This is a genomic window from Arthrobacter koreensis (genome assembly GCF_035792275.1).
GTDB classification, from domain to species: domain Bacteria; phylum Actinomycetota; class Actinomycetes; order Actinomycetales; family Micrococcaceae; genus Arthrobacter_B; species Arthrobacter_B koreensis_A.
Genome location: NZ_JAMWKK010000005.1, coordinates 71,309 through 95,553 on the forward strand (window position 1 = coordinate 71,309; position 24,245 = coordinate 95,553).

At 67.8% G+C, this 24,245-nt stretch carries 25 protein-coding genes; 22 read left to right on the forward strand and 3 right to left on the reverse strand.

Annotated elements, in window-relative coordinates; genetic code table 11:
* Window positions 1-2 precede the first annotated feature (2 nt).
* The 9 genes from NGB94_RS06690 to NGB94_RS06730 are packed head-to-tail and all read left to right on the forward strand — an operon-like array spanning window position 3 to window position 7,719.
* Window positions 3-1,022, forward strand: a complete 1,020-nt coding sequence (locus NGB94_RS06690; RefSeq protein ID WP_325789838.1) for a hypothetical protein — start codon at window positions 3-5, stop codon at window positions 1,020-1,022.
* The gene (locus NGB94_RS06695; RefSeq protein WP_325789839.1) at window positions 1,009-2,325 is read left to right on the forward strand and encodes a V-type ATPase 116kDa subunit family protein; all 1,317 of its coding nucleotides are present in this window, start codon (window positions 1,009-1,011) and stop codon (window positions 2,323-2,325) included. The genes NGB94_RS06690 and NGB94_RS06695 overlap by 14 nt, the downstream gene beginning before the upstream one ends.
* Entirely contained in the window at window positions 2,322-2,774 is a 453-nt protein-coding gene (locus tag NGB94_RS06700) for an ATP synthase subunit C (RefSeq protein ID WP_325789840.1), read from the forward strand. The genes NGB94_RS06695 and NGB94_RS06700 overlap by 4 nt, the downstream gene beginning before the upstream one ends.
* Window positions 2,771-3,001, forward strand: a complete 231-nt coding sequence (locus tag NGB94_RS06705) for a hypothetical protein (protein WP_325789841.1) — start codon at window positions 2,771-2,773, stop codon at window positions 2,999-3,001. Before NGB94_RS06700 ends, NGB94_RS06705 begins: the two co-directional genes overlap by 4 nt.
* On the forward strand, window positions 2,998-3,522 hold the full coding sequence (locus tag NGB94_RS06710; protein WP_325789842.1) for a hypothetical protein: 525 nt from the start codon (window positions 2,998-3,000) through the stop codon (window positions 3,520-3,522). Before NGB94_RS06705 ends, NGB94_RS06710 begins: the two co-directional genes overlap by 4 nt.
* Complete coding sequence (locus NGB94_RS06715; RefSeq protein ID WP_325789843.1) at window positions 3,510-5,288, forward strand: V-type ATP synthase subunit A; 1,779 nt, start codon at window positions 3,510-3,512, stop codon at window positions 5,286-5,288. Before NGB94_RS06710 ends, NGB94_RS06715 begins: the two co-directional genes overlap by 13 nt.
* Complete coding sequence (locus NGB94_RS06720) at window positions 5,285-6,688, forward strand: V-type ATP synthase subunit B (protein ID WP_325789844.1); 1,404 nt, start codon at window positions 5,285-5,287, stop codon at window positions 6,686-6,688. The genes NGB94_RS06715 and NGB94_RS06720 overlap by 4 nt, the downstream gene beginning before the upstream one ends.
* Window positions 6,685-7,272, forward strand: a complete 588-nt coding sequence (locus tag NGB94_RS06725; protein ID WP_325789845.1) for a V-type ATP synthase subunit D — start codon at window positions 6,685-6,687, stop codon at window positions 7,270-7,272. The genes NGB94_RS06720 and NGB94_RS06725 overlap by 4 nt, the downstream gene beginning before the upstream one ends.
* Before the next feature lie 9 nt (window positions 7,273-7,281).
* Entirely contained in the window at window positions 7,282-7,719 is a 438-nt protein-coding gene (locus NGB94_RS06730; protein ID WP_325789846.1) for a DUF2809 domain-containing protein, read from the forward strand.
* Here NGB94_RS06730 and NGB94_RS06735 read toward each other — a convergent pair.
* Complete coding sequence (locus NGB94_RS06735; protein ID WP_325789847.1) at window positions 7,700-8,851, reverse strand: acetyl-CoA C-acetyltransferase; 1,152 nt, start codon at window positions 8,849-8,851, stop codon at window positions 7,700-7,702. The genes NGB94_RS06730 and NGB94_RS06735 overlap by 20 nt on opposite strands.
* Window positions 8,852-9,021: 170 nt before the next feature.
* On the opposite strand from NGB94_RS06735, the gene NGB94_RS06740 reads away from it, so the two are divergent.
* The 8 genes from NGB94_RS06740 (at window position 9,022) to NGB94_RS06775 (ending at window position 17,450) form a co-directional block, all read left to right on the forward strand.
* Window positions 9,022-10,650 carry a peptide chain release factor 3 gene (locus NGB94_RS06740; protein ID WP_325789848.1) on the forward strand — a complete coding sequence of 543 codons (1,629 nt, stop codon included), beginning with the start codon at window positions 9,022-9,024 and terminating at the stop codon, window positions 10,648-10,650.
* Between the two features lie 62 nt (window positions 10,651-10,712).
* The gene (locus tag NGB94_RS06745; RefSeq protein ID WP_325789849.1) at window positions 10,713-11,345 is read left to right on the forward strand and encodes a TetR/AcrR family transcriptional regulator; all 633 of its coding nucleotides are present in this window, start codon (window positions 10,713-10,715) and stop codon (window positions 11,343-11,345) included.
* A complete protein-coding gene (locus NGB94_RS06750; protein WP_325789850.1) occupies window positions 11,327-12,052 on the forward strand; it encodes a VC0807 family protein in 726 nt (241 codons plus the stop codon). Before NGB94_RS06745 ends, NGB94_RS06750 begins: the two co-directional genes overlap by 19 nt.
* Window positions 12,053-12,162: 110 nt before the next feature.
* Window positions 12,163-13,536: a DUF6421 family protein gene (locus NGB94_RS06755; RefSeq protein WP_325789851.1), complete on the forward strand. Its 1,374-nt coding sequence runs from the start codon at window positions 12,163-12,165 to the stop codon at window positions 13,534-13,536.
* Entirely contained in the window at window positions 13,533-14,258 is a 726-nt protein-coding gene (locus NGB94_RS06760) for an SDR family oxidoreductase (protein WP_325789852.1), read from the forward strand. Before NGB94_RS06755 ends, NGB94_RS06760 begins: the two co-directional genes overlap by 4 nt.
* Before the next feature lie 42 nt (window positions 14,259-14,300).
* Window positions 14,301-15,365, forward strand: a complete 1,065-nt coding sequence (locus NGB94_RS06765; protein ID WP_325789853.1) for a low specificity L-threonine aldolase — start codon at window positions 14,301-14,303, stop codon at window positions 15,363-15,365.
* A gap of 122 nt (window positions 15,366-15,487) precedes the next feature.
* The gene (locus tag NGB94_RS06770; protein ID WP_325790021.1) at window positions 15,488-16,114 is read left to right on the forward strand and encodes a DUF3000 domain-containing protein; all 627 of its coding nucleotides are present in this window, start codon (window positions 15,488-15,490) and stop codon (window positions 16,112-16,114) included.
* Between the two features lie 55 nt (window positions 16,115-16,169).
* Window positions 16,170-17,450 (forward strand): HRDC domain-containing protein, encoded by a 1,281-nt coding sequence (locus tag NGB94_RS06775; protein ID WP_325789854.1) that lies wholly within the window; start codon window positions 16,170-16,172, stop codon window positions 17,448-17,450.
* Here NGB94_RS06775 and sigJ read toward each other — a convergent pair whose 3' ends face one another.
* Window positions 17,451-18,347 carry an RNA polymerase sigma factor SigJ gene (sigJ, locus tag NGB94_RS06780; RefSeq protein ID WP_325789855.1) on the reverse strand — a complete coding sequence of 299 codons (897 nt, stop codon included), beginning with the start codon at window positions 18,345-18,347 and terminating at the stop codon, window positions 17,451-17,453. It abuts the gene before it with no gap.
* Window positions 18,257-19,417, reverse strand: coding sequence for an NAD(P)/FAD-dependent oxidoreductase (locus NGB94_RS06785; protein ID WP_325789856.1), 1,161 nt, complete (start codon window positions 19,415-19,417; stop codon window positions 18,257-18,259). Before NGB94_RS06785 ends, sigJ begins: the two co-directional genes overlap by 91 nt.
* Window positions 19,418-19,651: 234 nt before the next feature.
* Between NGB94_RS06785 and NGB94_RS06790 the strand changes: the two genes are divergently transcribed.
* From NGB94_RS06790 to NGB94_RS06810, 5 genes are all read left to right on the forward strand, one after another.
* Window positions 19,652-21,013, forward strand: coding sequence for a hemolysin family protein (locus tag NGB94_RS06790; protein ID WP_325789857.1), 1,362 nt, complete (start codon window positions 19,652-19,654; stop codon window positions 21,011-21,013).
* Window positions 21,006-22,046, forward strand: a complete 1,041-nt coding sequence (locus NGB94_RS06795; protein ID WP_325789858.1) for a hemolysin family protein — start codon at window positions 21,006-21,008, stop codon at window positions 22,044-22,046. The genes NGB94_RS06790 and NGB94_RS06795 overlap by 8 nt, the downstream gene beginning before the upstream one ends.
* Window positions 22,047-22,124: 78 nt before the next feature.
* Complete coding sequence (locus NGB94_RS06800; protein ID WP_325789859.1) at window positions 22,125-22,580, forward strand: DUF6153 family protein; 456 nt, start codon at window positions 22,125-22,127, stop codon at window positions 22,578-22,580.
* A 103-nt stretch (window positions 22,581-22,683) separates the two neighbouring features.
* Window positions 22,684-23,289, forward strand: coding sequence for a DUF305 domain-containing protein (locus NGB94_RS06805; protein WP_325789860.1), 606 nt, complete (start codon window positions 22,684-22,686; stop codon window positions 23,287-23,289).
* Between the two features lie 44 nt (window positions 23,290-23,333).
* Window positions 23,334-24,203, forward strand: coding sequence for a F510_1955 family glycosylhydrolase (locus NGB94_RS06810; protein ID WP_325789861.1), 870 nt, complete (start codon window positions 23,334-23,336; stop codon window positions 24,201-24,203).
* Window positions 24,204-24,245: the final 42 nt, after the last annotated feature.

Here is a 24,245-nt window from a genome sequence, read left to right on the forward strand (position 1 = left end):
GGGTGGCAGCGACCGTCCGGGCCAAGGCCATGGCCCGCCGGCGGGCCGGGGCCGGTCTCTGCCGCGAGGCCGCAGCCCTGGAATCTCTCTCCCGGGCCGTAGAACTCTTCGAACAAACCGGCTACGGCCCGGAGCTGGCCGCGATCAGGAACCCGGACAGGACTTCCCTCCGGAACAGCGGCCCCGGCCCGGAGGCTGACCTCGCCCAGGCCCAGCACGCCACCCGCCGCAGCGTCCTGTGGCAGCTCCGCGTCCTCGCGGGCTGGCTGCCGGTCTCCGGCGCACGCATGGTCCGGGCCGCCGGAGCAGCGTTCGAGCTTGCGAACATCACCGTGCTCTGCCGCCGGCTCCAGGAAAAAGCGGCCGACGAAGCCGGAACCCCGCTGCGCCGCACCGTGGTGCTTCCGGAGTACTTTGAGCTGGGCGGGCTGGCCACCGCCTGGCCGCGGCTGTCCCGCGCCGGCAGTCTTGCCGAGCTGGCAGAGCTGCTGCGCACCAGTCCCTGGGGAGATCCCGGCTCTCCGGAGGACCTTGCCGACACGCTGGCTGTGGTCTGGATCCGCCGGCTGGCCGCCACGGCGCCGCAGACCCGCAGCTGGACGGTCTCCGGCGCAGCGCTGCTGGCGGCACGCCGGGTGCTTGTCCACCCCGGTGCGGAAACCGGTCCGGGAGCGGGTGTCCGGCCCGATCCCGACACCCGGCTGAACAGCCTCCTGCAGCCGCTGATCGGCGGCACCTGGTCCGAAGCACAGGACCTTGGCTCCTTCCGCGCCGCCCTTCCGGCAGCAGTGGCGCCGGTGCTCGACGGCGTCGAGGAACCCGGGGACCTGTGGCGGGCCGAGGCAGCGTTGCGTGCCCGCATCGAGGAAGACGCCTTCCGCCTGCTGCGCTCGGGACTGCCCGGGCCGGATGTTGCCGTCGGGGCGATCACCGTGCTGGCCGTGGACGCGTGGCGCGTCAGGGCCGCGCTCGCAGCTGCTGCCTCCGGCGGCGGAAGTGAGGTGCTCGATGCAGTGGCGTGAGACTCTCAGCCCCATCCGGATGGACCGCGTCGCGGTTATCGCACCGACGGACCGCACCCACGAAGCGCTGGAAGAAGTGGCCCGCAGCGCCGCCGTCGAACTTGAACTTCCCTACACCCCCGGCGACGGACCGGAGGAAATAGACCGTGCCGCCGAAGCCGCAGTGGAGAACGGCGCCGTCTCCGGCCTGGTGGGCTGGGCGCCGTCGCTCCGGGTTCCGGAAGTGCAGCAGGCGCTCAGGCCGCTCGGCGCCGGTCTCGTGCCGCTGAAGGCACCCCGCGGAGTCCAGCCGCCCACCCTGCTCACCGGCAACGAACGCCGCACCCGGCAGGCGCCGAAACTCTCCCGCCTGCTCGTGGACACGTACACCACGGTGCCGTACGCAGACGTCGACCCGGCGCGGCTGGCCGGCCTGGCGTACGTGGTGATGTTCGGCATGATGTTCGGCGATGCCGGGCAGGGGCTGCTGCTGGTCATCGCCGGGCTGATCGTCCGCTCCGGGAGGATCGCCAGGATTCGGCGCTTCCAGCGAACCTGGCTGTTCATCTTCGGGGCGGGACTGGCAGCGGTGTTCTTCGGCGTGCTGTACGGCGAGTTTTTCGGACCCACCCACGTCATACCGGTGCTCTGGCTGGAACCCGTCGAAAACCCCATACCCCTGCTCATTGCCGCCCTGATCTTCGGTGCCGTGCTGCTGGCGCTGGCCTTCACGGTAGGCACCATCAACCGGGTTCGGGAAGGCGGCTGGGGCTACGCCCTGTACGCCCGGACCGGGCTGGCCGGCGCGCTGCTGTTCCTCGCCGTCGGAATGCTGGCCGGCGGCCTGGTTGCCGGCTGGACTCCCATGGTCATCGCCGCAGCGGTACTGGCAGCGCTGGCCCTGGTGCTCATCTTCACCGGACTGTTCGTTGAAGCCGGCGGCGGGGGCACCGGCACCATGCAGGCCTCCGTGGAGCTGGTGGACACCGTCATCCAGCTTGCCTCGAACCTCGTGTCCTTCACCCGGCTCGCGGCCTTCGGCCTCACCCACGCCGCGCTGATGTCCATCGTCTGGCAGGGCACGACGGCGCTGTGGCATCCGGACTGGCGGGCCGTGCTGGCAGTGGCGGTGTTCCTGGTCGGCAACGCGATCACGTTCGCGCTCGAAGGCCTGGTCGCCGCGATCCAGGCGCTGCGGCTGGAGTACTACGAGCTGTTCTCCCGCATCTTCACGGACGAAGGCCGTCCGTTCAAACCCTGGAGTCCCCAGCTGCCCGATTCCGCGGCATCCGGTCCGTCCACCATTGAAAGGCAAACGCCATGAACCCTTGGTTTGCCGGTATTCCCCTGGCACTAATCGTCACCGTCCTGCTGGCCGGCGGAGCGTTCTGGCTGCTCCGGCGCCGGCGCGGAGCAGGCCTCAAAGTGATGCTCGGCGTGAACGGCCTGATCATGGCCGGAGCTCTGGCCCTGCTGGCCGCAGCATTCGCAGCAGCGCCGGCCACAGCCTCCGGCGGAGCAGCTGGAACGGCCGTCTCCATGGCCACGGACGGCAGCGACAGCTCCAGCGCGGCCCTGTTGGGCGCGGCGATCGCCGTCGCCGGTTCCTCGATTGGTGCGGCCATCGCCGTGGCGTACACCGGCTCGGCCGCGCTCGCTGCCATGAGTGAGCGGCCCGAGATCTTCGGCCGCGCCATGGTGGTGGTGGGCCTGGCCGAAGGCATCGCCATCTACGGGCTGATCATTTCCATCATCCTGATCGGCCAGGCATGAGCCCCCGGACGGTCATCGCCGCCCTGGGCGCGCCGGGGATCCTGGCCGGCTACGAGCTGGCCGGCGCCCGGCTGGTTCCCGCGAAGTCGGACGAGGACGTGCGGCAGGCATGGCAGCAGCTCCCGGAGGACACCGCCGTCGTTATCCTGACCGCCGACGCCGCTGCCGCCCTGGCCGGGCACCTGGACGATCCCGCGGCTCCCCTCACCGTGGCGCTGCCCGCATGAGCAGCCTGCCGCGCGCCGCAGCACCGGCCCTGGTACCGATCCGCGAAGCCATCAGCTCCGAGGCCGCTGCGCAGGCCCAAACCATCCTGGACACCGCCGAACGGCAGGCAGCGGACATCCGAGAACGGGGCCGTGCCGAGGCAGAGCAGATCCGCAGCCGGGCAGAGGCGGACGGCCGGGAAGCGGCACGGGCCGAAGCCGTGCTGCGCTCGGCCCGGGCACGGCGGGCAGCAGGCGGCACGGTCCTGGCGCGGGAGGAGGAACTGCGCGGGCAGCTCCGCCGGCAGGTGCTGGCTGAGGCAGCCCGGCTCCGTGAGGATCCGCGGTACCCGGCGCTGCTTGATGCCCTGCGGGACCAGGCACGCAGGCTGCTGGGTCCGGGCGCACAGATACAGGAGGCCCCCGGCGGCGGTATCACCGCCAGCCTCGGCTCGCGCAGTGTGGACCTGTCACTGCCGGCCCTGAGCAATGCAGCAATGGAACGCTATGCCGGGGAGGTGCGGGACCTGTGGCAGGAGTGAACACCGGGGACATCCCCCGTGAACAGCAAGCGGCCGGGGCCGGCACGGGCCGCATCCGCCGGGTCAGCGGACCGCTGGTGGAGATCAGCGGGCTGCCGGACGTCTCCATGCTGGAAGTGGTGGCGCTCGGGCCGGACCGGATCTCGGCGGAAACGATCGCCGTCAACGGCAATGACGCCGTGCTCCAGGCGTACGAGTACACCGGAGGGCTGAAGGCCGGGGACGCCGCTGAAGGAACCGGCCACCAGCTCTCCGCCCTGCTGGGCCCGCACCTGCTGGGACAGGTCTTTGACGGGCTGCTGAGGCCGTTGTCCTCCGCTCCCCTGTGGCTCAGCGCGGACCGGGAGGACGCTGCGGAGGATCATCTGGTCCTGGACCGGCAGTGGAAGTTCGAGCCGCAGGCCACCGTGGGCGACACGGTAGGCCCGGGGCAGGTGCTCGGCACCGTGCCGGAAGCCGGCAGCGTACCCTTCCGCGTCACCGTTCCGCCGGGAATCGAAGGTGAAGTCACCTGGCTGGGCAACGGCATGCTGCGTCCGCTGGAACGCGCCGCGGTGGTGGGCGGCACGGAAATCAACCTGGCCCAGCGCTGGCCGGTCCACCGGCCCCGGCCAGTGTCCTCCCGGCTCTCGGACGCGGTGCCCATGCACACCGGGCAGCGGGTGCTGGACCTGATGTTCCCGCTGCCCCGCGGTGCCGCCGCCGCCGTCCCGGGCGGCTTCGGCACCGGCAAGACGCTGCTGCTGCAGCAGATCGCCAAATGGTCCGACGCCGATGTGATCGTCTACGTGGGCTGCGGCGAGCGCGGCAACGAGATGGCGGACGTCCTCGACGGGCTCAGCCACCTGGAGGATCCGCGCACCGGCGGCGCCCTGCTGGAGCGGACCGTCATCATCGCCAACACTTCCAACATGCCCATGATGGCGCGGGAAGCGAGCATCAACACCGGCGTCACGGTCGCGGAGTTCTTCCGCGACATGGGCTACCACGCCGTGGTGATCGCCGATTCCACTTCCCGCTGGGCCGAAGCGCTGCGCGAGTTCGCCAACCGCAACGGTGACCTGCCGGCCGAAGAGGGCTATCCGGCGTCGCTCGCCTCGGAACTCGCCGCATTCTATGAGCGGGCTTCGCTGGCGGTCACGCTGGGCGGGGAAACGGCGTCGGTCACCGTCATCGGGGCCGTCTCTCCCCCGGGCGGGGACATGAGCGAACCGGTAACCACGGGCACCCAGCGCTTTGTCCGTTCACTCTGGCAGCTGGACCGGGACCTGGCATACTCACGGCACTATCCGGCAGTGAGCTGGCGGGGCTCCTTCTCCCGGGACGCCGATGCGCTGGGCCGCTGGCATGCGGCCGACGGCGACCCGGAATGGGCCTCCCGCCGGGCCCGGGCCAGCCTGATCCTGGCTGAGGCCGACCGGCTGGCCGCCCTGGCCGAAATCATCGGAGCCAACTCCCTGCCCGGCCACGAGCAGGTGGTACTGCTGGGCGGCCGGCTGCTGCGCGACGGCGTGCTGGTGCAGAACGCTCTCAGCGACAACGACGGCTACTCCTCCGCAGCCAAGGGGGCGGCGCTGCTGCAGGCGGTGCTGGACACCATCGACGCCTGCCAGGACCTGGTGGCCCACGGAGTGCCGCCGGCCACCGTTGATTCCTACGACTTCTCCCCGCTGCTGCGCCTGCGCGAGTCCGCCGGGCCTTCCGACGCCGAGGGCGTCACCGAACGCGCTGCGGCCTTCCTGGCCGGACTGAAGGAGCTGCAATGACCGTCCCGAACCGGAACCTCGTTTCGCACCGCGACGTGCGTGAACTGCGCGGGCCGCTCATGGTGGTCGGAGATGCCGACGACGTGGGCTGGGACGAGTTCGCCGGTGTGGACGTGGACGGCGGCCCCGAACGCCATGCCCTGGTGCTGGAGGTCAACGGCGACCAGGCGCTGCTGCAGGTCCTGGAAGGGACCGAGGGGATGCGTCTGGGCGGTATCTCCGTGCGTTTCCAGGGCCGGCCGCTGCACATCCCGGTAGGCCCGGAATGGCTGGGCCGGGTGTGCAACGGACGCGGCGAACCGCTCGACGGCGGTCCTCCCATTACCGCTGACGCCGTGGAGCCGGTCAGCGGATGGCCGCTGAACCCGGTCTACCGCATTCCGCCCAAGGAAGCGGTGATCACCGGCATTTCCGCCATTGATGCCCTCACCACCCTGGTCCGCGGACAGAAACTGCCGATCTTCTCCGTCGCCGGACTGCCGCATCTGACCCTTGCAACACAGATCGCCGCGCAGTCCCGGACCGGCGGCAAGAACTTCCGGGTGGTCTTCGCCGCCATGGGCATGACCCACGCGGACATTTCCTACATCCGGGACCGGCTGGAGGAACGCTCCGGCGCCGGAGAACTGGTACTGCTGCTCAACGCAGCCGATGATCCGGTGATTGAACGCATCCTCACCCCGCGGATCGCCCTGAGCATCGCCGAGCACCTGGCGTATGAGGAAGGCAGCGACGTCCTGGTGGTCATGAGCGACATGACCAGCTACGCCGAAGCCGTCCGCGAAGTCTCCGCCGCCCGGAAGGAAATCCCGGCCCGGCGCGGCTATCCCGGCTACCTCTACAGCGACCTGGCAACCCTGTACGAACGCTGCGGACGGGTCCAGGGCCGGGAGGGTTCCGTGACGATCGTTCCGGTGCTGACCATGCCCTCGGGTGACATGACCCATCCGGTGCCGGACCTGACCGGCTATATCACCGAGGGGCAGATCGTACTTTCCCCGGAGATCAGCGCACGGGACATCTACCCGCCGGTGGACGTGCTCTCCTCCCTGTCCCGGCTGATGCGTTCCGGCGCCGGCAAGGGCCGGACCCGGGAAGACCACCTGGATGTGGCAGCCCAGGTACTCGCGGCCATGGCCCGGGCGCGGCAGGCTTCGGAACTGGCGGAGCTGGTCGGTCAGGAAGCCCTGGGCGAGGCAGACCGGGCCTACATCGAGTTCCGCTCCGTGGTGGAGCAGAAACTGCTCAACCAGGGAGTGGACGAATACCGGTCCCTGGAGGAGACCCTCGGCCTTGCCTGGGAAGCCCTGGGTGTGCTGCCGCGCCGCGAGCTGAGCATGCTCTCCCCCGAGCTGCTGGACAAGTACCTGCCGGGACCGGTCGGCGGAGCCCGGCTGTGAGCGGCACCGGCCGGGCAGCCCGGGCGGAGACCGAACGCCGGCTCGAGACAGCACGCCGCGGAGCGGAACTGCTGGACCGCAAGCAGCAGATCCTGCGGATCGCCATCGGCAACCGGGCCGAACAGTCAGAGGAAAGCCTGCGCCGCTTCCATGAAGCAGCCGCCCGGGCCGAACTCTGGCTGGGACGGTCACTGGCGCTGGACGGGCTGGGCCGCATCCGGGAGTCGGTGCCGGGCACTCTTGCCGAAGCGGAAACCCGGTGGGGCGGGGCGATGGGCATTTCCTATCCCGAAGACGCCTCAGTGGCGCTGCCGGCCCAGGTGCCCTCTGCGGGCTCATCGGCCCTGCTGTACGCCGCCGCGGCGCACCGGGAGGCGCTCGCCGCCGCCGTCGTCCATGCTGCGGACGCGCGGGCCCTGCTGCTGGTCAGCCGGGAGCTTGCCGCCACCCGCACGCGGCAGCGCGCCGTCGAACACCGTTGGATTCCCAAACTGGAGGCGGAGCTGGAGCGGATCCAGCGCAGCCTCGCAGAGCAGGAACTCGAGGAAAGCCTGCGGCTGCGCTGGGCTGCGGGCGCCGTCTAGTATCCAGGTATGCCGTCAGCAGCCAGAGTGCGCCCCGCCCCACCATCCCGCCCGGGGCGTGCCCTGCCGCTGTTAGGCGCGGCCGCCGCCGTGATCGCGGCCGGACTCATGGCACGGCAGCTCCCCGGGACCGCCGGCGACGCTGCCGGGGGCATCCTGTATGCCGTCCTGGTCTACCTGCTCCTGGCGCTCGCCGCCCTGCCGTTCGGACGGCCGGCAAAGGCGCTGCCGCTGGCCGGCGCGGCCTTCCTGGCCTGCGCGCTGGTGGAGCTGTTCCAGCTCACGCCCTGGCCGGCCCGCCTGGGCGAGGCGTGGGCACCGCTGCACCTGGTATTCGGCAGCACCTTCAATGCCTGGGACTTCCCGGCCTACGCAGCAGGCGCCGTCCTTGCCGGAACGGCGGACACGGTTCTTCGCCGGGCTGGGTTCAGCCGAGCCGTTCGATGATCGTGACGTTGGCCTGGCCGCCGCCCTCGCACATGGTCTGAAGACCGTACCGGCCGCCGGTGCGTTCGAGCTCGTGGAGCATCGTGGTCATCAGGCGGGCACCGGTGGCGCCGATGGGATGGCCCAGGGAGATGCCGCCGCCGTTGACATTGACCCGGGACATGTCCGCTTCCAGCTCGCGCTGCCAGGCCAGGACCACGGAGGCGAAGGCTTCGTTGATCTCCACCAGGTCCATCTGGTCCAGGGACATCCCGGTGCGCTTGAGTGCGTGCCGGGTAGCTTCAATGGGGGCGCTGAGCATCATGACCGGATCGTCTCCGCGGGCCGAAATCTGGTGGATCCGTGCCCGCGGCTTCAGGCCGTACCGGCGGACGGCGTCCTCGGACGCCAGCAGGAGGACGGCAGCGGCGTCGGAAATCTGCGACGACGTGGCGGCGGTCAGCTTCCCGCCCTCGCTCAGCGGTGCCAGGGATTCGATCTTCTCCCGGTTCGGCACCCGCGGACCTTCGTCGGCCGTGATTCCGGCAACCGGCAGGATCTCCCGGTCAAAGCGCCCTTCGGCCTGGGCTGCGAGCGCCCGTTCATGGGAGCCGACGGCGAAGTCCTCCATCTCCGAGCGGCTCAGGCCCCAGCGGTCCACCATCATTTCCGCGCCAATGAACTGTGAGATGGGCTGGGTGCCGTAGCGGGCTTCCCAGCCGGCGGACCCGGCAAACGGGTTCTCGAACCCCAGCTCCCCGGCGGCAGTGTTGGAGTAGCCGATGGGCACCGCGGACATGCTCTGCACCCCTCCGGCGACCACCAGGTCAGCGGTCCCGCTCATCACCGCCTGCGCAGCATAGGACACTGCCTGCTGCCCGGAGCCGCACTGCCGCTCCACCGTGGTTCCCGGCACCCGCTCGGAGAGCCCGGCTGCGAGCCAGGCGGTGCGGGCAATGTCCATGGCCTGCGGACCCACCTGGTCGATGCAGCCCAGGATCACTTCGTCGAATTCATCCGAGTCGATCCCGGTGCGCTGCACCGTTTCACCCAGAACAGCGGCAGCGAGGTCAGCCGGATGCATGCTGCTCAGTCCCCCGCCCCGCCGGCCTACCGGAGTGCGTACCGCGTCGATAATGAATGCTTCAGCCATGGCTGGCCCCCTTGCCGCTTGTCCGCCTGTGTTCTGCACCACATTAGGCCAGAACTCCTCCCGTGCGGCCCCCTGCCGGGCTCCGGGTAGAATGGAAAAGCTGTGTTCGCAGCGAACCGGCTGCCGTTCAGCACGCAGCCCACCCCACACCCAAGTCTGAAAGCAGCGGAGTGTCCCAACAGGTTTCCACCACCGTCAGCGCCACCGCCTCCCGGGAGATCGTGAAGGAAGCCGGCCGCCGGCGTACCTTTGCCGTCATTTCCCACCCGGATGCCGGCAAGTCCACGCTGACCGAAGCGCTGGCCCTGCACGCCCGAGTGATTGGCACCGCCGGGGCAACCAACGGCAAGGACAACCGGCGCGAGACGGTGTCTGACTGGATGCAGATGGAGAAGGACCGCGGCATCTCCATCAGCTCCACCGCCCTGCAGTTCGCCTACCGGGACACAGTGATCAACCTGCTGGACACCCCGGGCCACGCCGACTTCTCGGAGGACACCTACCGTGTCCTCGCCGCCGTCGACTGCGCCGTGATGCTGGTCGACGCGGCCAAGGGCCTGGAAACCCAGACCATGAAGCTCTTCGAAGTCTGCCGCTCCCGGAACCTGCCCATCATCACCGTGATCAACAAGTGGGACCGCCCCGGCCTGGACCCGCTGGCGCTGATGGATGAAATCACCGAACGCACCGGGCTGGCGCCCATGCCGCTGACGTGGGCCGTGGGCATTGCCGGGGACTTCCGCGGCGTGTGGGACCTGCAGAAGGACGAATTCGTCCGCTTCACCCGGCAGAACTCCGGCGCCTCACTGGCGCTGGAGGAGCACTTCAGCCCGGAGGAAGCCGCAGCAGCCGAAGGTGATGCCTGGGAAGACTCAGTCGGTGAAGCCGAGCTGGTCATCGACGGACGCGAATTCGACCGGCAGGCATTCCTGGATGCCAAGGCCACCCCCATCCTGTTCTCCTCCGCAGCACTGAACTTCGGCGTGAAGCAGATCCTGGACGCACTGGTGGAACTGGCCCCGTCCGCTGCCCCGCGCGTGGACAACGACGGCGGCCAGCGCCCGGTGGACGCACCGTTCTCCGGTTTTGTGTTCAAGGTCCAGGCCGGCATGAACAAGGCCCACCGTGACCACGTCGCGTTCATCCGCGTGTGCTCGGGCATCTTCGAACGCGGCATGGTCGTGACGCATTCGAACACGGGCAAGACGTTCGCCACCAAGTATGCCCAGCACCTGTTCGGCCGCGAGCGCGAGGTCATTGACCAGGCGTACCCCGGCGACGTCGTCGGGCTGGTTAATGCGTCCGCCCTGCGGGTGGGCGACAGCCTCTACGTGGAGGAACCGGTGCAGTACCCGCCGATTCCGTTCTTCAGCCCCGAGCACTTCCGGGTGGCCCGGTCCCAGGACCCCAGCCGGTACAAGCAGTTCCGCCGCGGCATCGACCAGCTGGAGCACGAGGGCATCATCCAGGTGCTGCGTTCGGACCGCCGCGGAGACCAGGCTCCGGTGCTTGCCGCCGTCGGCCCCATGCAGTTCGAGGTCGTGGAAGACCGGATGAACCAGGACTTCAACGCTCCGATGCGCATGGAACAGCTTTCCTACTCGCTGGCACGGCTCACCGATGCCTCCGCCGCGGACATCCTCAGCAATGTGCACGGGGCAGAGGTGCTGGTCCGCACCGACGGAGCCTATGTTGCAGTGTTCAACGACATCTGGGCGCTGCGCCGCGTGGAGAAGAACCATCCCGAGGTGCCGCTGGCCGTCATCGGCACGGAGTCCCCGAACAGCACGGGGTATTAGTCCTGCGGAAATAGTTTCCGCTAGCCCTGGCCCGGCTTACCTGACCGGCGTACTTTTTACCCATGCAGGTAAAAGTGCTGTCCTTCACGGGAGCTGCGCGCCGCGCGCAGATCATTGATGCGACCCTCGCTGTCATTGCCGACCAAGGCTACGGCAGCGCTTCCTATGCCCGCATCGCCGAGCGTGCCGGACTTTCCAGCACGCGGCTGGTCTCCTATCACTTCTCCAGCAAGGCAGAGCTCATCAGTGCCTGCGCTTCGCAGGTGATCAGCCGGATAGGTGAGTGGACCGGCGCGGCAGTGCACGCCGAAAAGACGGCCGCGGGCGCGCTGGCCGCCTACATCACGGCGACGGTCGGGTTCATCGACCGCAACCGCGCGCCCATGGCCGCGCTGACGCGCATTGTGCTGGCCGGGGCGCTTGACTACACCCCTGCGGACGACGCCGAGGCCGCGGCCCCGCTGGAAGACCTGCTCCGGCGCGGACAGGACAGCGGGGAGTTCCGCGCCTTCGACCCCGCGGTGATGGCGCACGCCGTCCAGCGCAGCATCGACGGACTGCCGTTTGTGCTGGAACAGAAACCGGAAACGGACTGCGCCGCTTATGCACGCGAGCTCGCCGCGCTGTTCGAACTCGCAACCCGCGCCGGGGAATCCTCCATGCCGGGAGGCAGGATATGGGCAGCACCAACATAAACCGCAGGAAACCGGCCGCAGCCAGACTCCTGCGCGCGGCCATTGAGGTCCTGCTTCCGGTCGCACTGTTCTACGGGCTCCGGGCGGCAGGAGTCAGCGCCTACGCGGCCCTGCTGGCCGGGACAGCTGTCTCGGTGGCGGGCTCGCTCGCGGACCTGATGCGGTCGCGGAAGCTCTCCCCGTTCGGCCTCTACGCCCTCTCCCTGATGGTGCTCAGCACGGTGGTCTCACTGATCCCGGGAGACGAGCGCTTCCTCCTGGCCCGCGGCGCCTTGGTCATGGGTGTATCCGGGCCGTGGTTCCTCATCAGCGCGGCCACGCGGAAGCCCCTGGTCTACGTCATGACCAGGCCCATACTCGAAGGACGATTCGGCTGGCCCGGGCAGTGGGACAGTCTGTGGACCCGGCTGCCGCGTTTCCGCAGGATCTGGCGGACCACGAGCATTCTGTGGGGCGTCGGCCTGTGCACTGATGCCGCACTTCGCGTCCTCATGGCCTGGAATCTGCCGGTGGACTCCGTGCCGGGCCTGACGACGGCGCTGACCGCAGCAACCACAGTGGCCCTGATCGCCGCAGCCAATATCTACTACCAGGTGTCCGGCGCCGCCCGCGCATGGTCTCCGTTCTATGCCGGTATCCCCGGGGCGGCCGACAACTACCCGAAGGCCCGCTGGGCCAAATCCAGCAGCGGAAAGCAGAAAGCCTAAGCGTTGCTAATCTAGCCTGTCTTCGAGACTAAGTTTGCTTGATTTGTGGCTACGCTGGGGCCAACACATCTTCCCGGCCCGGGAGTTCGTGCAACCGGAAGGTCTCAGCTATGTCATCCACTGCTTTCTCCTCCCCCGCTGACCAGCTCGCTGCTCCGGAGGACTCCGCCGCCTGGCAGCGGCTGAAGAACGCGGCTACTGAGTTCGCGCAGCTCCAGGAACAGGACGGCTCCGTACCCGAGGAGCACCAGGCTGCTGCCGCCCCTCTGCTTGAGGCCGTCCGCAGCGCCATCACTGAGCTGGCACCTGGTTTCCCCCACGATGCCCGTTACCTCGACCTGGTGGTCCGGGACCTGGACCGCTGGCTCGAAGCGGGGCTCGGTATGCCGGACTTCCTCGATTCGCTGATGGCGTTCCAGCCGCAGCTGGACCGTACCGACGGGCTCCTGCACCTGGTGGTGTTCCCGATGTACACCCAGAACGGCTCCCGCTCCCGCCTGCTCGAGGCCGTGCTGGTGGAAGTGATCTGGCCGGACTTCATCGCCGAGCTGGAAGCCGGCGAATACTCAAACAAGCTCTTTGTGCCGATCCGCTTCCGGGACTTCACCCCGGGCTATGACACCAACTCCGCCGTGCTGTTCCCGGAAACCGTCGCCGTGCGCGAAACGCCCACATTCACCTGGGGAGCTATCTTCGCTGACCGCGAGGCAGCCCGGTTCCGCCGGGTGCTCCGGGCCGCCGCGGACATCACGTCCCTGGAGCTTCCCGAGGGCGCCGCGGACATGCTGGACAACCAGGAACTCACCGAAGAGACCTTCGTGATGTGGGACCTCATCCACGACCGTACCCACATGCGCGGAGACCTGCCCTTCGATCCCTTTATGATCAAGCAGCGCATGCCCTACTTCCTCTACTCGCTCGAAGAACTGCGCTGCGACCTCACGGCCTTCCGCGAGTCAGTAAAGATCCAGAAGGACGACGACGCCGATCCCAAGGCGCGCAGCACTGCCCAGCTGGTGCAGTACGCGGTGATCTTCGACCGGATTTTCCGCTTCGCCATCACCGGCTCCCGCGTGCGCAACTACGACGGCCTCGGCGGGCAGCTGCTCTTCGCCTGGATGCACCAGCACCGCGTGCTGCACTGGACCGATGGAAAACTCAGCATCGACTGGGACGAGGCTCCCGGCGTCGTCGTCAAGCTCGGCGAGGAAATCGAGGACCTGTACTGGCGTTCCATCGACCGCCCGAAGACAGCCCACTGGCTCGCCGCGTACGCTTTGGTTTCAGGCACGCTGACACCCCACCCGGCATCCCGCTGGGCCAAGGGACCGGACGCACTGCCGCTCGAGGGACCGCCCCGGGCACTGACGGACCAGGTGCTCGACGACGAATTCCCGCTGTCAATGTTCTACGAGGCACTGTCGAAGAAAATGGCACCGGTCATCGAATCCACCGCCGGAATCACAGGGAGCAGCACGTCATGAGCACAGCCGGAGCAGAGGACACCACTGCATTGGCGGGGCTGAAGGTCCTGGTGGCCGGCGCGTCCTCTGCCTCCGGAAGCGCAGTGTGCAAAGCCCTGGCCGGAGCCGGAGCGAAAGTCGTGGCCGTTGGCTCCAGCGCCGGCCGGCTCGCCGAAGCGATGCTTGATGTGTCCGGCGTGGAGCTTCGCACCTGCGACCTTAGCCGGCAGGGCGACGTTGACGGGCTCGCACGCGACCTGGAGGCCGAAGGCGGCGTGGACGGACTGATCCACCTCGTGGGCGGCTGGCGCGGCGGAGGAACGCTCACGGACCAGAGCGACGAGGACTGGGAGTTCCTGCAGGAAAACATCCTGACCACCCTGCGCAATGTCAGCCGCAGCTTCATCGGCCAGCTGGCCGCCTCCCCGCACGGGCGCCTGGCCATCGTCTCCTCCACCGCAGTTGAATCCCCCACGGCGTCAAACGCAGGCTACGCCGCAGCCAAGGCTGCCGCCGAAGCATGGGTCCAGGCCATCGCTGCCGATTTCAGCGGCACGCAGGCCGCCGCCGTCGTCTTCGTCGTAAAGGCCCTGGTGAACGATTCAATGCGTGAGGCGGCGCCGGAGCGGAAGTTCCCGGGCTACACCGGCGTCGACGAGCTGGCCGCAGCCTCCGTGCGTCTCTTCACCACCGATGCCGCACAGATCAACGGAAAGCGGATCAGCCTGGTGCCCCGCACCTGACCCGTTTTCACCAATGACCCACCTTGAGGAATACTGACACCCGTGACTGATACTGCCTCCCTGCATGATCCTGCCCTGCGCGCCTTTGCCTCGGACAACTACTCCGGGGTCCACCCGGAAATCCTCGATGCACTTGCTGCGGCGAACCTGGGCCACCAGGTGGCCTACGGCGAAGACGTGTACACCGCCAAGCTGCGTGAAGTCTTCACCGACCACTTCGGCAACCGGATGCGCGCCTTCCCGGTATTCAACGGCACCGGAGCCAACGTCATCAGCCTGCAGTCCCTGCTGCCCCGCTGGGGAGCCGTCATCTGCGCCTCCACGGCCCACATCAACGTGGATGAAAACGGTGCACCGGAACGTGTGGGAGGGATGAAGCTGCTCACCGTCCCCACGCCGGACGGCAAGCTCACCCCCGAACTGATCGACCGTGAAGCCTGGGGCTGGGGCGACGAGCACCGCGCACAGCCGCTGGCCGTCTCCATTACCCAGTCCACCGAACTGGGCACGCTGTACACCGTGGAGGAAATCAAGGCCATCGCCGACCACATCCACGCCCGCGGCATGAAGCTGCACATGGACGGTGCCCGGCTGGGCAACGCTGCCGCCGCTCTGGGCGTGCCGCTGCGTGCCATCACCGCCGACGCCGGAGTGGACATCCTGTCCCTGGGCGGCACCAAGAACGGCATGATGTACGGCGAGTGCATCGTGGCCCTGGATCCGGAAGCAGCACCCGGACTGGACTACCTGCGCAAGATGAACATGCAGCTTGCCTCCAAGATGCGCTTTGTGTCCGCCCAGTTCATTGCCCTCTACGGAACGGACCTGTGGCTGCGCTCCGCGTCCACGGCCAACGCCATGGCCGCACGCCTGCGTGCAGCAGTGGAAAAAATCGAGGGCATCACCCTCACCCAGCCCACCCAGTCCAACGCGGTGTTCGCCACCCTGCCGGCCGGAGTTGCCGACAAGCTGCGGGACAAGTTCCGCTTCTACGACTGGGACCAGGCCACCGGGGAGGTCCGCTGGATGTGCACCTTCGATACCAGCGAAGCCGATGTGGACGCGTTCGCCGCAGCGATCGCCGAAGAGGTTTCCGCAGCCCGCTAAACCCACGTACTGTCGGTGCCGGTATGCACCTGCGTAAGCTGTAGCCACGTAACGAATAGGACACACCGGCGAGCCTGCATTCCCCACGCGCGGGACAGCCGTAATCTTCGAGGGTGAGTGCGATTGGTGACCTGTCAGAGGTGCCCCCGGATTTCCTGACAGCCCTGGGGGCTCTGCGCCGGGCGAAGTGCCGGCCCGAGCTGCGGTTGGAAGAAATTCCGGCGCCCACCAGGCTGGCTCCGTATGCCGTTTCATTGGCTGCCGACGTCACGGCGTCCGGCCCCCAGCCGGTGAACGGAACCTTCCATGGTCCGGTGGGACCGGTGCTGCCCGAAAGCCGGGAGCTGGCTACGGGCCGGTTCATCCTGCTGCACGATCCGGACGGAAGCGACGTCTGGAACGGCACCTTCAGGATCGTCACCTACATCCGCGCTGAACTCGAACCGGACATGGGCAATGACCAGATGCTCGGCTCCGTGGCCTGGACCTGGCTGGTGGATGCCCTGCAGGAGCACGGCGCCCGCTACTCATCGGCGGGAGGAACCGCCACCCGCATCCTCTCCGAAAGCTACGGCACCCTTGCCGGGCGCAGCGACGCCATCGATATTGAGCTGCGGGCATCCTGGACACCGGCAGACGCCGACGTGCAGGCACATCTGGAAGCCTGGTCGGACATGGTGTGCACTTTCGCCGGGCTTCCACCTCTGCCGGACGGCGTATCCCCGCTCCCGCGGCGGCGCCTGAACTAGCCTCAACCAGCCGGGAAACGGGTATACCGCCAGTTCTCGATAGACTGAAGTTCTTATGACCGCGCAAACTTCCGGCAAACCGGCTTCAGAGCTGTCCGCAGACGAAACTGCAGCACCCCTTCCAGTCCTGGATACTCCGCGTGAGGGCGTCCCGCTGGTCATCGATACCTTCAGCGGGCTGGAACGTGCAGCGAAGGCACTTGCCGCCGGCACCGGGCCCGCAGGCGTCGACGCCGAACGGGCCTCCGGCTTCCGCTACGGGCAGCGCGCCTTCCTGGTGCAGATCCGCCGCGAAGGCGCCGGAACCTGGCTTATCGACCCTGAGCCGCTGCGGGACCTGGGCATTATCAACGAAGCCCTCCGCGGCGTGGAATGGATCCTGCATGCCTCCACCCAGGACCTGCCCTGCCTCTCGGAACTGGGCATGTGGCCGGACAAGCTGTTCGATACTGAACTGGCTGCCCGGCTGGCCGGCCTGCCCCGCGTGGGACTGGCCGCCGTGATCGAAAACCTGCTCGGCTTCAGCCTGGCCAAGGAACACTCCGCCGCGGACTGGTCCACCCGGCCCCTGCCCGAGCCCTGGCTCCGCTACGCAGCGCTGGACGTGGAAGTCCTGGCCGAACTGCGCGAGGAACTGATCAAAATCCTCGAAGCCGACGGCAAGCTCGCCTTCGCCGAGGAAGAATTCGAGGCCATCCGCACCGCCGATCCGGCACCGCCGCGCACCGACCCCTGGCGCCGAACGTCGGGCATGCACCAGCTGCGTGACCGCCGACAGCTGGCAGCCGTCCGCGAGCTGTGGCAGGAACGCGAGCAGCTGGCCGAACGCCGGGACACCGCGCCGGGCCGGCTCATCCCTGACGCCGCCATTGTCGCTGCTGCCAGGGCGATGCCGTCCACCGTGCCCCAGCTCCTTTCGACGCCGGGGTTCCACGGGCGGGCCGCTCACAAGGAAGCTCCGCGCTGGCTGCGCTGCATCGCGGCTGCACGGGGCACCCAGGACCTTCCCCCCCTCCACATCCCCACCAACTCACCGCCGCCGCCGCGCGTCTGGGCCCGGAACGATCCCGCCGCTGCAGCCCGCCTGCACACGGCAAAGCCGCGTCTCGCAGCACTGGCGGAACGGCTGAACATGCCGGTGGAGAACCTGCTCACCCCGGATCACCTGCGCCGGCTGGCCTGGCGTCCGCCGTCCGTGATCGACCTGGATACCGTCACCGCAGCCCTGCGCAGCCTGGGCGCGCGCGAGTGGCAGATCCAGCAGACCGCCGCAGTCCTCACCGTGGCGTTCCTGGATCCTGACCCGCTGCCGGAGAAAGACTCCGAAAAGGAGTAGCTACTGCAGGCGCAGGAGCTTATCCGGGTTCCGCATGGCATAGACACCGGTGACCAGCCCGTTCTCCCACTCCAGCTGGAACACCGTAGTCACCGATCCGTCCTCCCGGAAGGCAACGGCGGGCAGACCGTTCAGTTCTACAAACTCCGGCGCTGCACCCTCGCCGAATTTGGCGGCCAGGCCCAGCAAGAGAGCTGCAACCTTCTCCGCACCGTATACCGGCCGGCGGGCTGCGCTGACCTTTCCGCCGCCGTCGGAGTGAAGCACCACATCCGGGGCCAGCACCTCCAGCAGTGCCTGCGTCTGCCCGGTCAGGGCAGCCTGGAGGAAACGCTCGACGGCGGCGCGGTGCTCGGCCTTGTCCGGAGCAGACCGCGGACTGCCGGACCGCACCTTCTCCCGTGCCCGGTGGACCGTCTGGCGAACCGCCGCGACAGAGGAGTCAAGAATTGAACCTATCTCGGCGTAGCCAAAGCCAAAGACGTCGCGCAGCACCAGGGCCACGCGTTCCGGGCCGCCCAGCTGCTGCAGCAGCACCAGCATCGCCATGGACACCTCGGCCCGGGTAAGCGCGGAAGCTTCCGGATCGGACTGGTCCGAAGATTCCTGCCCGGTGGGAAGGGGTTCGGGCAGCCACTCCCCCGGATACTCCTCACGGCGCCGTGCCGCCGTCCGCACTGCATTCAGTGCCTGCCGGGACGCTATCCGGGCCAGATAGGCCCGCGGATGATCCGTCGGGCGCGGCACAGCCGCATACCGCAGCCAGGTTTCCTGGACCACGTCCTCGGCGTCGGACACAGAGCCCGTTACGTCGTAGGCGATGGTGAAGACCAGGCGCCGGTGGGCGAGGAATTCCTGCTCGCGCCCTCCGCTGTCGTCCGGGGTCCGGCCGGCCATGTGTATCCTCCGCTTCGCTTGGCTTCGCCGCGGATCCACCGCAGCGTCATGCGGCAGATTACTTCCTTTAGGCCCGCGGCGCTTCTGCCGTGCACGTGGAACCGCCGCGGCGTGTAACCGGGGTGGAGGAACTGCACCGCCCCGTCCCGCCGGCCAAGGGAAACGCACTGCGCCTGGAAGCCGCTGTCGTGCGGGGGCAGGGGCTTGCCTGCCAGGGAGCGCAGGATGTTGGACGCCGCTTCGGCACCCATCGGCATGGCAGAGGCGCAGGTCTGCGGAAGATAGCCGTATCCGGGGTCGGTAATGACCGCCGCATCTCCGGCTCCGAAGATCCGTTCATGCCCCTGGGCCCGCAGGCTTGAGTCCACCATGAGCCGGCCGGCGTCGTCGACCGGCAGCCCGCTGCAGGCAGCCAGGTCCGGGACCCCAAAACCCGTGCACCACAGCACGGCCGCAGCTTCCGGCAGATGCTCCGGTTCCACGAGCTGCCTCCGCACCTGCACCCCGGCCCGCTTCAAACTACGCAGCACTCCCGCGCGGGCTCCGGCGAAGAAGTGCGGCACCAGCGGTCCGGCGACATACAACGTCACCGGGTTTTCCGGATAGGCGTTCGCCGTTTCAGCAGCCATCTCAACGGCGGTCAGCCCTCCGCCCACTACCGCCACCGGCTCGCCCGGCAACAGGCCTGCCAGCTTCTCCCGCGCGGAGCCTGCGCCGGTTAACCGGTCAGGTGCATCCGCCCCTGCAGGCACGGAACCGTTCCCGCTGCCCACGGCATAAACCAGCCAGTCATAGTCCAGGACCCTGTTCCCGGAGAGTGTGACGCGGCGGGCAGACGCATCGATTTCCACCGCAGCGCCCTGTTCCAGCTCAACGTCCGGATGCAGGAGGCTGCTGAAGGGAACCGTTGGATCCGCCCGGGTGCCGGCAGTGAACTCATGCAGCCGGATCCGCTCGGTGAAGCGCTCTTCGGGACTGACCAGACGCACTCTGACACCCCGGCCTGCCAGCCGGTTCGCTGCCATCACGCCGGCATAGCCGGCGCCGAGAATTACTGCTGTGCTGTCCACTGGTTCTTCCTCCTGTAACTGGGTGCTGCTCGGATCTCCTTGCGCACATAGGACACCGGCCGAGCCATTTTTGTGACAGCAGGCATGCAGGATTCGCGCCGGCTGCCCTCTGGCTAGGCCTTTTCAGGATTTTCCTAGGAAAAGCCCGTAGGATTCTGGCTACTATGGACGATCCTTCTCATAAACCCATGCCCTCCTGTGTGCCAGACGACTTGGTTCTAGGAGGGCAGCCCCATGTATGAATGGCTCATGATCGGCGTTGGCCTCCTGCTGACCGTCGGTACCGGCCTCTTCGTGGCCTCCGAATTCGCCCTGGTCAACCTCGACCGCAGTGACCTGGAGGCCCGCCAGGCCGCCGGGGAAAAGCGCCTTGGACCGACCATCAAGGCCCTGAAGATCACCTCGACCCACCTTTCAGGCGCCCAGCTGGGCATCACCCTGACCACGCTGCTCTCCGGCTACACCTTTGAACCGGCCATCAGCGCCCTGCTCCGCGGCCCGCTGCTCTCGGCTGGCATCCCGGAAGCAGTCGTCGGCGGCACCGGCGCAGTCATCGCCATCGCCGTCGCCACCCTGCTCTCGATGATCATCGGCGAACTGGTGCCGAAGAACTTCGCCCTGGCACTGCCCAAGGCCACCGCCAAGGTGGTCGTTCCGTTCCAGGCTCTCTTCACCACCGTCTTCAAGCCCGTCATCCTGGTCTGCAACAACACGGCCAACAAGGTCATCCGCTCCTTCGGCATTGAGCCGAAGGAAGAGCTTTCCGGTGCGCGCAGTGCCGAGGAACTGAGCTTCCTCGTCCGCCGCTCCGCCCTGGAAGGCGTGCTGGACCAGGACCACGCCGAGCTGCTGCACCGCACCCTGCGGTTCAGCGACCACACCGCTGAAGACGTCATGACCCCTCGCGTGCGCATGGTCGGCGTCCAGGCAACGGACACAGCCGAGGACATCATCGCGATCGCCGTCTCCACCGGATACTCCCGGTTCCCGGTCCTGGGCCGCGACTCGGACGACATCCTGGGCGTACTGCACGTCAAGCAGGCCTTCGCCCTGCCGCTGGAAGCACGTGCCGCCACAACGGCGGCAGACGTGATGGTCCCGCCGCTTCGTGTTCCGGAATCCATGGGCGTTGACTCCCTGCTGGGCATCCTGCGCAGCCAGGGCCTGCAGATCGCGGTGGTGACCGACGAACACGGCGGAACCGCCGGCGTCGTCACCCTCGAAGACCTCGTGGAGGAGATCGTCGGCGAGCTGGAGGACGAGCACGACCGCGCACGCGTCGGCGTTGTCCGCACCGGACGCTCGGTTACCTTCGATGCCTCGCTGCGGCCGGACGAACTCCTGGACCGCGCCGGAATCACCGTACCGGAAGGCGAGGATTACGAGACGCTGGCCGGCTTTGTCACGCACTGCCTGGACCGGATGCCCGAACTGGGCGACGAAGTGGAGGTCGACGACGGCGTCCTGCGCGTCGAGCGCGTCGTGGGAACCCACATCGAACGGCTCCGCTTCACCCCCAGCCCCGGCTCGGAATCACCGCGCAGCGCGCACGACCGCCTAGTCGACACCCTGACGAAGGAAGCCATCCATGAGTGAGTATCTGCCCGGCATCATCTGGCTGTTCGTGCTGCTGGCCGTGAACGCCTTCTTCGTCGGTGCCGAATTCGCCGTCATTTCCGCCCGCCGATCCCAGATCGAGCCCAAGGCCGCCCAGGGCAGCAAGGCCGCCAAGACCACCCTGTGGGCGATGGAACATGCCACCCTGATGCTGGCCACCAGCCAGCTCGGCATCACCGTCTGTTCGCTGCTGATCCTGAACGTGTCCGAACCGGCCATCCACCATCTGCTCGAAATTCCGCTGGCCAATACGCCGCTGACCCCGGAGGCCATCAGCATTACAGCCTTCATCGTGGCGCTGCTGCTGGTCACCTTCCTGCACGTGGTGGCAGGCGAGATGATCCCCAAGAACATCTCCTTCTCCGTTCCGACCCGCGCGGCCCTGCTCCTGGCTCCCCCGCTGGTGCTCGTGGCCAAGATCTTCAAGCCGGTCATCTGGACCCTGAACTCCATCGCCAACGGCGTGCTCCGTCTGTTCCAGGTGGAGCCCAAGGATGAAGCGACCAGCACCTACACACTGGATGAGGTCGCCACGATCGTGGAGCAGTCCACCCGTGAAGGCGTGCTGGACGATGCAACCGGCGCCCTCACCAACGCCTTCGAGTTCACCTCGAAGACGGTTGCCGACGTCGAGGTGCCGCTGGCTGACATGGTGCTGGTTCCGGCCCAGCCGACACCGGCGGACATCCAGGCGGCGGTGGGCAGCCACGGCTACTCGCGCTACATCCTGGCCGACGCCGACGGCGGGCTCACCGGCTACCTTCATCTGAAGGACGTCATGGACCTGAACACGGCGGAGAAGTTCAACGCCCCGGTTCCGGCCAAGCGCATCCGCCGCCTCGCCTCGGCGTTCCGCGGCAGCGAGCTGGAGGACGCCCTGGATACGATGCGCCGCACCGGATCCCACGTGGCCCGCGTATTCGACGCCGAAGGCAACACCACCGGTGTCCTGTTCCTCGAGGACATCATTGAAGAGCTGGTGGGCGAAGTCCAGGACGCCACCACCGTATAGCAGCACCTGTCCCGGGAGCCGGAACCGCACTGCGCGGTTCCGGCTCCCTCGTTTTTCGCTGCTAGACTCCTTGCCATCATGAGGGCCGCCATCCGCACCGTAGCTGCCCGGACAGTGCATGTCCGGTCGCTTCCGCGGCTCGTGATCCCGGCGCTGGGCCTGCTCTCGATACTCGCCGGCATTCTGGGGATGCACATGGTAGCCGGCCCCTACCCGGCCGCGGACCACACGGCCGCCCATGCCTCTGCCCCCTCCGCGCAGGAGCACAGTGCCGGCCCATCGCCTGACACAGGCACCGCGGCGCCCGCCGGCGGGCATCATGCGGAAGGCTGCGCCCAATGCGGGCCCGCGGGATGCATGGCAGGGCTCTGTGTCCTGTTCCTGGTCCTGGTCAGCCTTGCCGCCGTACTCGGGCTCGATCCCCTGCGGCTGCTCCGCGGTCCGGACAACACCGGCCCGCCTTCGGTCCTGCCCAGGGCAGTGGCCCCGGTGCCCACTCCTTCGCTCGATCAGCTCTGCATCAGCCGTACGTAAAATCCGCGGCTCCGGCCCTATGCCCGGGCCCATCCTGCGCACCCTTCTCCGGTGCGCAGGGCTGAATGCACAGTCCCAGATCGTTCTCATGAAGGAACCCACCATGAACAACCATGCCCTTTTCCCCGCGGCAGCCGTTGCTGCTGCCCTCCTCCTCGCAGGCTGCAGCACCCCTGACGCCCCGGGCTCCACCCCCGGCGCTGCGGGCAGCATGAGCCACCATGCGGAAGAAACATCCGGCGGCACGGCGGAGAACAACAGTGCGGACACCATGTTCGCGCAGATGATGATTCCGCACCACGAACAGGCCATCACCATGAGCGACATCATGCTCGCCAAGGAAGGACTGGATCCCCGCATCGCCGAGCTGGCCGGGAAGATCAAAGCGGCGCAGGGTCCGGAGATCCAGAAGATGGAGGATTGGCTCCAGGACTGGAATGAGCCGGCGGCGCCGATGGACGGGCACTCCATGATGATGGACGGAATGCTCAGCGACGAGGATCTCGCGGCACTGGAGCAGGCACAGGGCACGGAGGCTGCCCAACTTTTCCTGACCCAGATGATCGCCCACCACGAAGGGGCCGTGGACATGGCCCAGGATGAGGCCGCAGCCGGGGCGAACGCCGCCGCCGTCGAACTGGCGGAGGCGATCACAGCGGAACAGAACGCTGAGATCGAGCAGATGAAAGCGCTGCTGCGGGACTTCTAACCGCCTCTGCCCCGAGAATCCGCACCAGTTCGATTGGAACCACCATGACCATTCACCACATCTCCCGCCGGCGCCGGCTCACCGCCGCAAGCGCCGCAACTGCCCTCCTCTTCACGCTGGCCGCATGCGCCCAGGACGGCGGGGACGGACAGGAAACGGCCAAACCGTCCTATCCCACCCACGTCCATGCACTGGCCCTCAAACCGGGAACCACTGACGTGTTAATCGCCTCGCATGAGGGCATCTACGAAGTCTCCGGCAGCGAGCTGCATCCCACCGGGGCAAACATCGATCTGATGGGCTTCACCGTTGACGGCGACGGCGTTTACCTGGCCTCGGGGCATCCGGGGCCAGGAGTCGATTTGCCGGATCCGGTTGGGCTCATCAGCTCCGCCGACGGGGAGGACTGGACACGGGAGTCACTGGCCGGCAAATCCGACTTCCACGCCCTCACTGTCGCCAGCGGCGGAATCATCGGGTTCGATGGCACGCTCCGGCTCAGCGCGGACGGCCGCTCGTGGACCGATGCACCGGCGCAGTTCACGCCGCACAGCCTGGCCGGATCGCCGTCGGGCCCGCTGGTTCTCGCCACGACCGAGGACGGACCGCTGGTTTCCAACGACTCCGGCCTCACCTGGAGCCCGCTTCCGGATGCACCGGTGATCATGCTCGCTGCGGTGACGGAGTCACGCCTGGTTGGCGTACTGCCCGATGGAGGAATCCGGATCAGCACGGACAGCGGGCAAAGCTGGGACCCGGCAGGCAGCGTATTGGGCTATCCCGCCGCGGTCGCAGCTGCCGAGACGGAAAACGGGCTGCAAATCTGGGTTATGACCGACGCCGGGCTGGAACATTCCGCTGACGGCGGGCAAACCTTCAGCATCCCTGTCGAACAGCCCGCAGCCGCGCCGTAACCTAACTGCAGGGCCAGGGGCGGGCAAGGTCCCGCCCCTGGC

Coding starts and splice junctions, on each gene's coding strand:
- NGB94_RS06705 (WP_325789841.1), top strand. CDS start 2,771: ATGAGCCCCCGGACGGTCATCGCCGCCCTGGGCGCGCCGGGGATCCTG.
- NGB94_RS06795 (WP_325789858.1), top strand. CDS start 21,006: ATGAGTGAGTATCTGCCCGGCATCATCTGGCTGTTCGTGCTGCTGGCC.
- NGB94_RS06720 (WP_325789844.1), top strand. CDS start 5,285: ATGACCGTCCCGAACCGGAACCTCGTTTCGCACCGCGACGTGCGTGAA.
- NGB94_RS06710 (WP_325789842.1), top strand. CDS start 2,998: ATGAGCAGCCTGCCGCGCGCCGCAGCACCGGCCCTGGTACCGATCCGC.
- NGB94_RS06810 (WP_325789861.1), top strand. CDS start 23,334: ATGACCATTCACCACATCTCCCGCCGGCGCCGGCTCACCGCCGCAAGC.
- NGB94_RS06695 (WP_325789839.1), top strand. CDS start 1,009: ATGCAGTGGCGTGAGACTCTCAGCCCCATCCGGATGGACCGCGTCGCG.
- NGB94_RS06750 (WP_325789850.1), top strand. CDS start 11,327: ATGGGCAGCACCAACATAAACCGCAGGAAACCGGCCGCAGCCAGACTC.
- NGB94_RS06805 (WP_325789860.1), top strand. CDS start 22,684: ATGAACAACCATGCCCTTTTCCCCGCGGCAGCCGTTGCTGCTGCCCTC.
- NGB94_RS06790 (WP_325789857.1), top strand. CDS start 19,652: ATGTATGAATGGCTCATGATCGGCGTTGGCCTCCTGCTGACCGTCGGT.
- NGB94_RS06760 (WP_325789852.1), top strand. CDS start 13,533: ATGAGCACAGCCGGAGCAGAGGACACCACTGCATTGGCGGGGCTGAAG.
- NGB94_RS06735 (WP_325789847.1), bottom strand. CDS start 8,851: ATGGCTGAAGCATTCATTATCGACGCGGTACGCACTCCGGTAGGCCGG.
- NGB94_RS06800 (WP_325789859.1), top strand. CDS start 22,125: ATGAGGGCCGCCATCCGCACCGTAGCTGCCCGGACAGTGCATGTCCGG.
- NGB94_RS06745 (WP_325789849.1), top strand. CDS start 10,713: ATGCAGGTAAAAGTGCTGTCCTTCACGGGAGCTGCGCGCCGCGCGCAG.
- NGB94_RS06775 (WP_325789854.1), top strand. CDS start 16,170: ATGACCGCGCAAACTTCCGGCAAACCGGCTTCAGAGCTGTCCGCAGAC.
- NGB94_RS06755 (WP_325789851.1), top strand. CDS start 12,163: ATGTCATCCACTGCTTTCTCCTCCCCCGCTGACCAGCTCGCTGCTCCG.
- sigJ (WP_325789855.1), bottom strand. CDS start 18,347: ATGGCCGGCCGGACCCCGGACGACAGCGGAGGGCGCGAGCAGGAATTC.
- NGB94_RS06700 (WP_325789840.1), top strand. CDS start 2,322: ATGAACCCTTGGTTTGCCGGTATTCCCCTGGCACTAATCGTCACCGTC.
- NGB94_RS06730 (WP_325789846.1), top strand. CDS start 7,282: ATGCCGTCAGCAGCCAGAGTGCGCCCCGCCCCACCATCCCGCCCGGGG.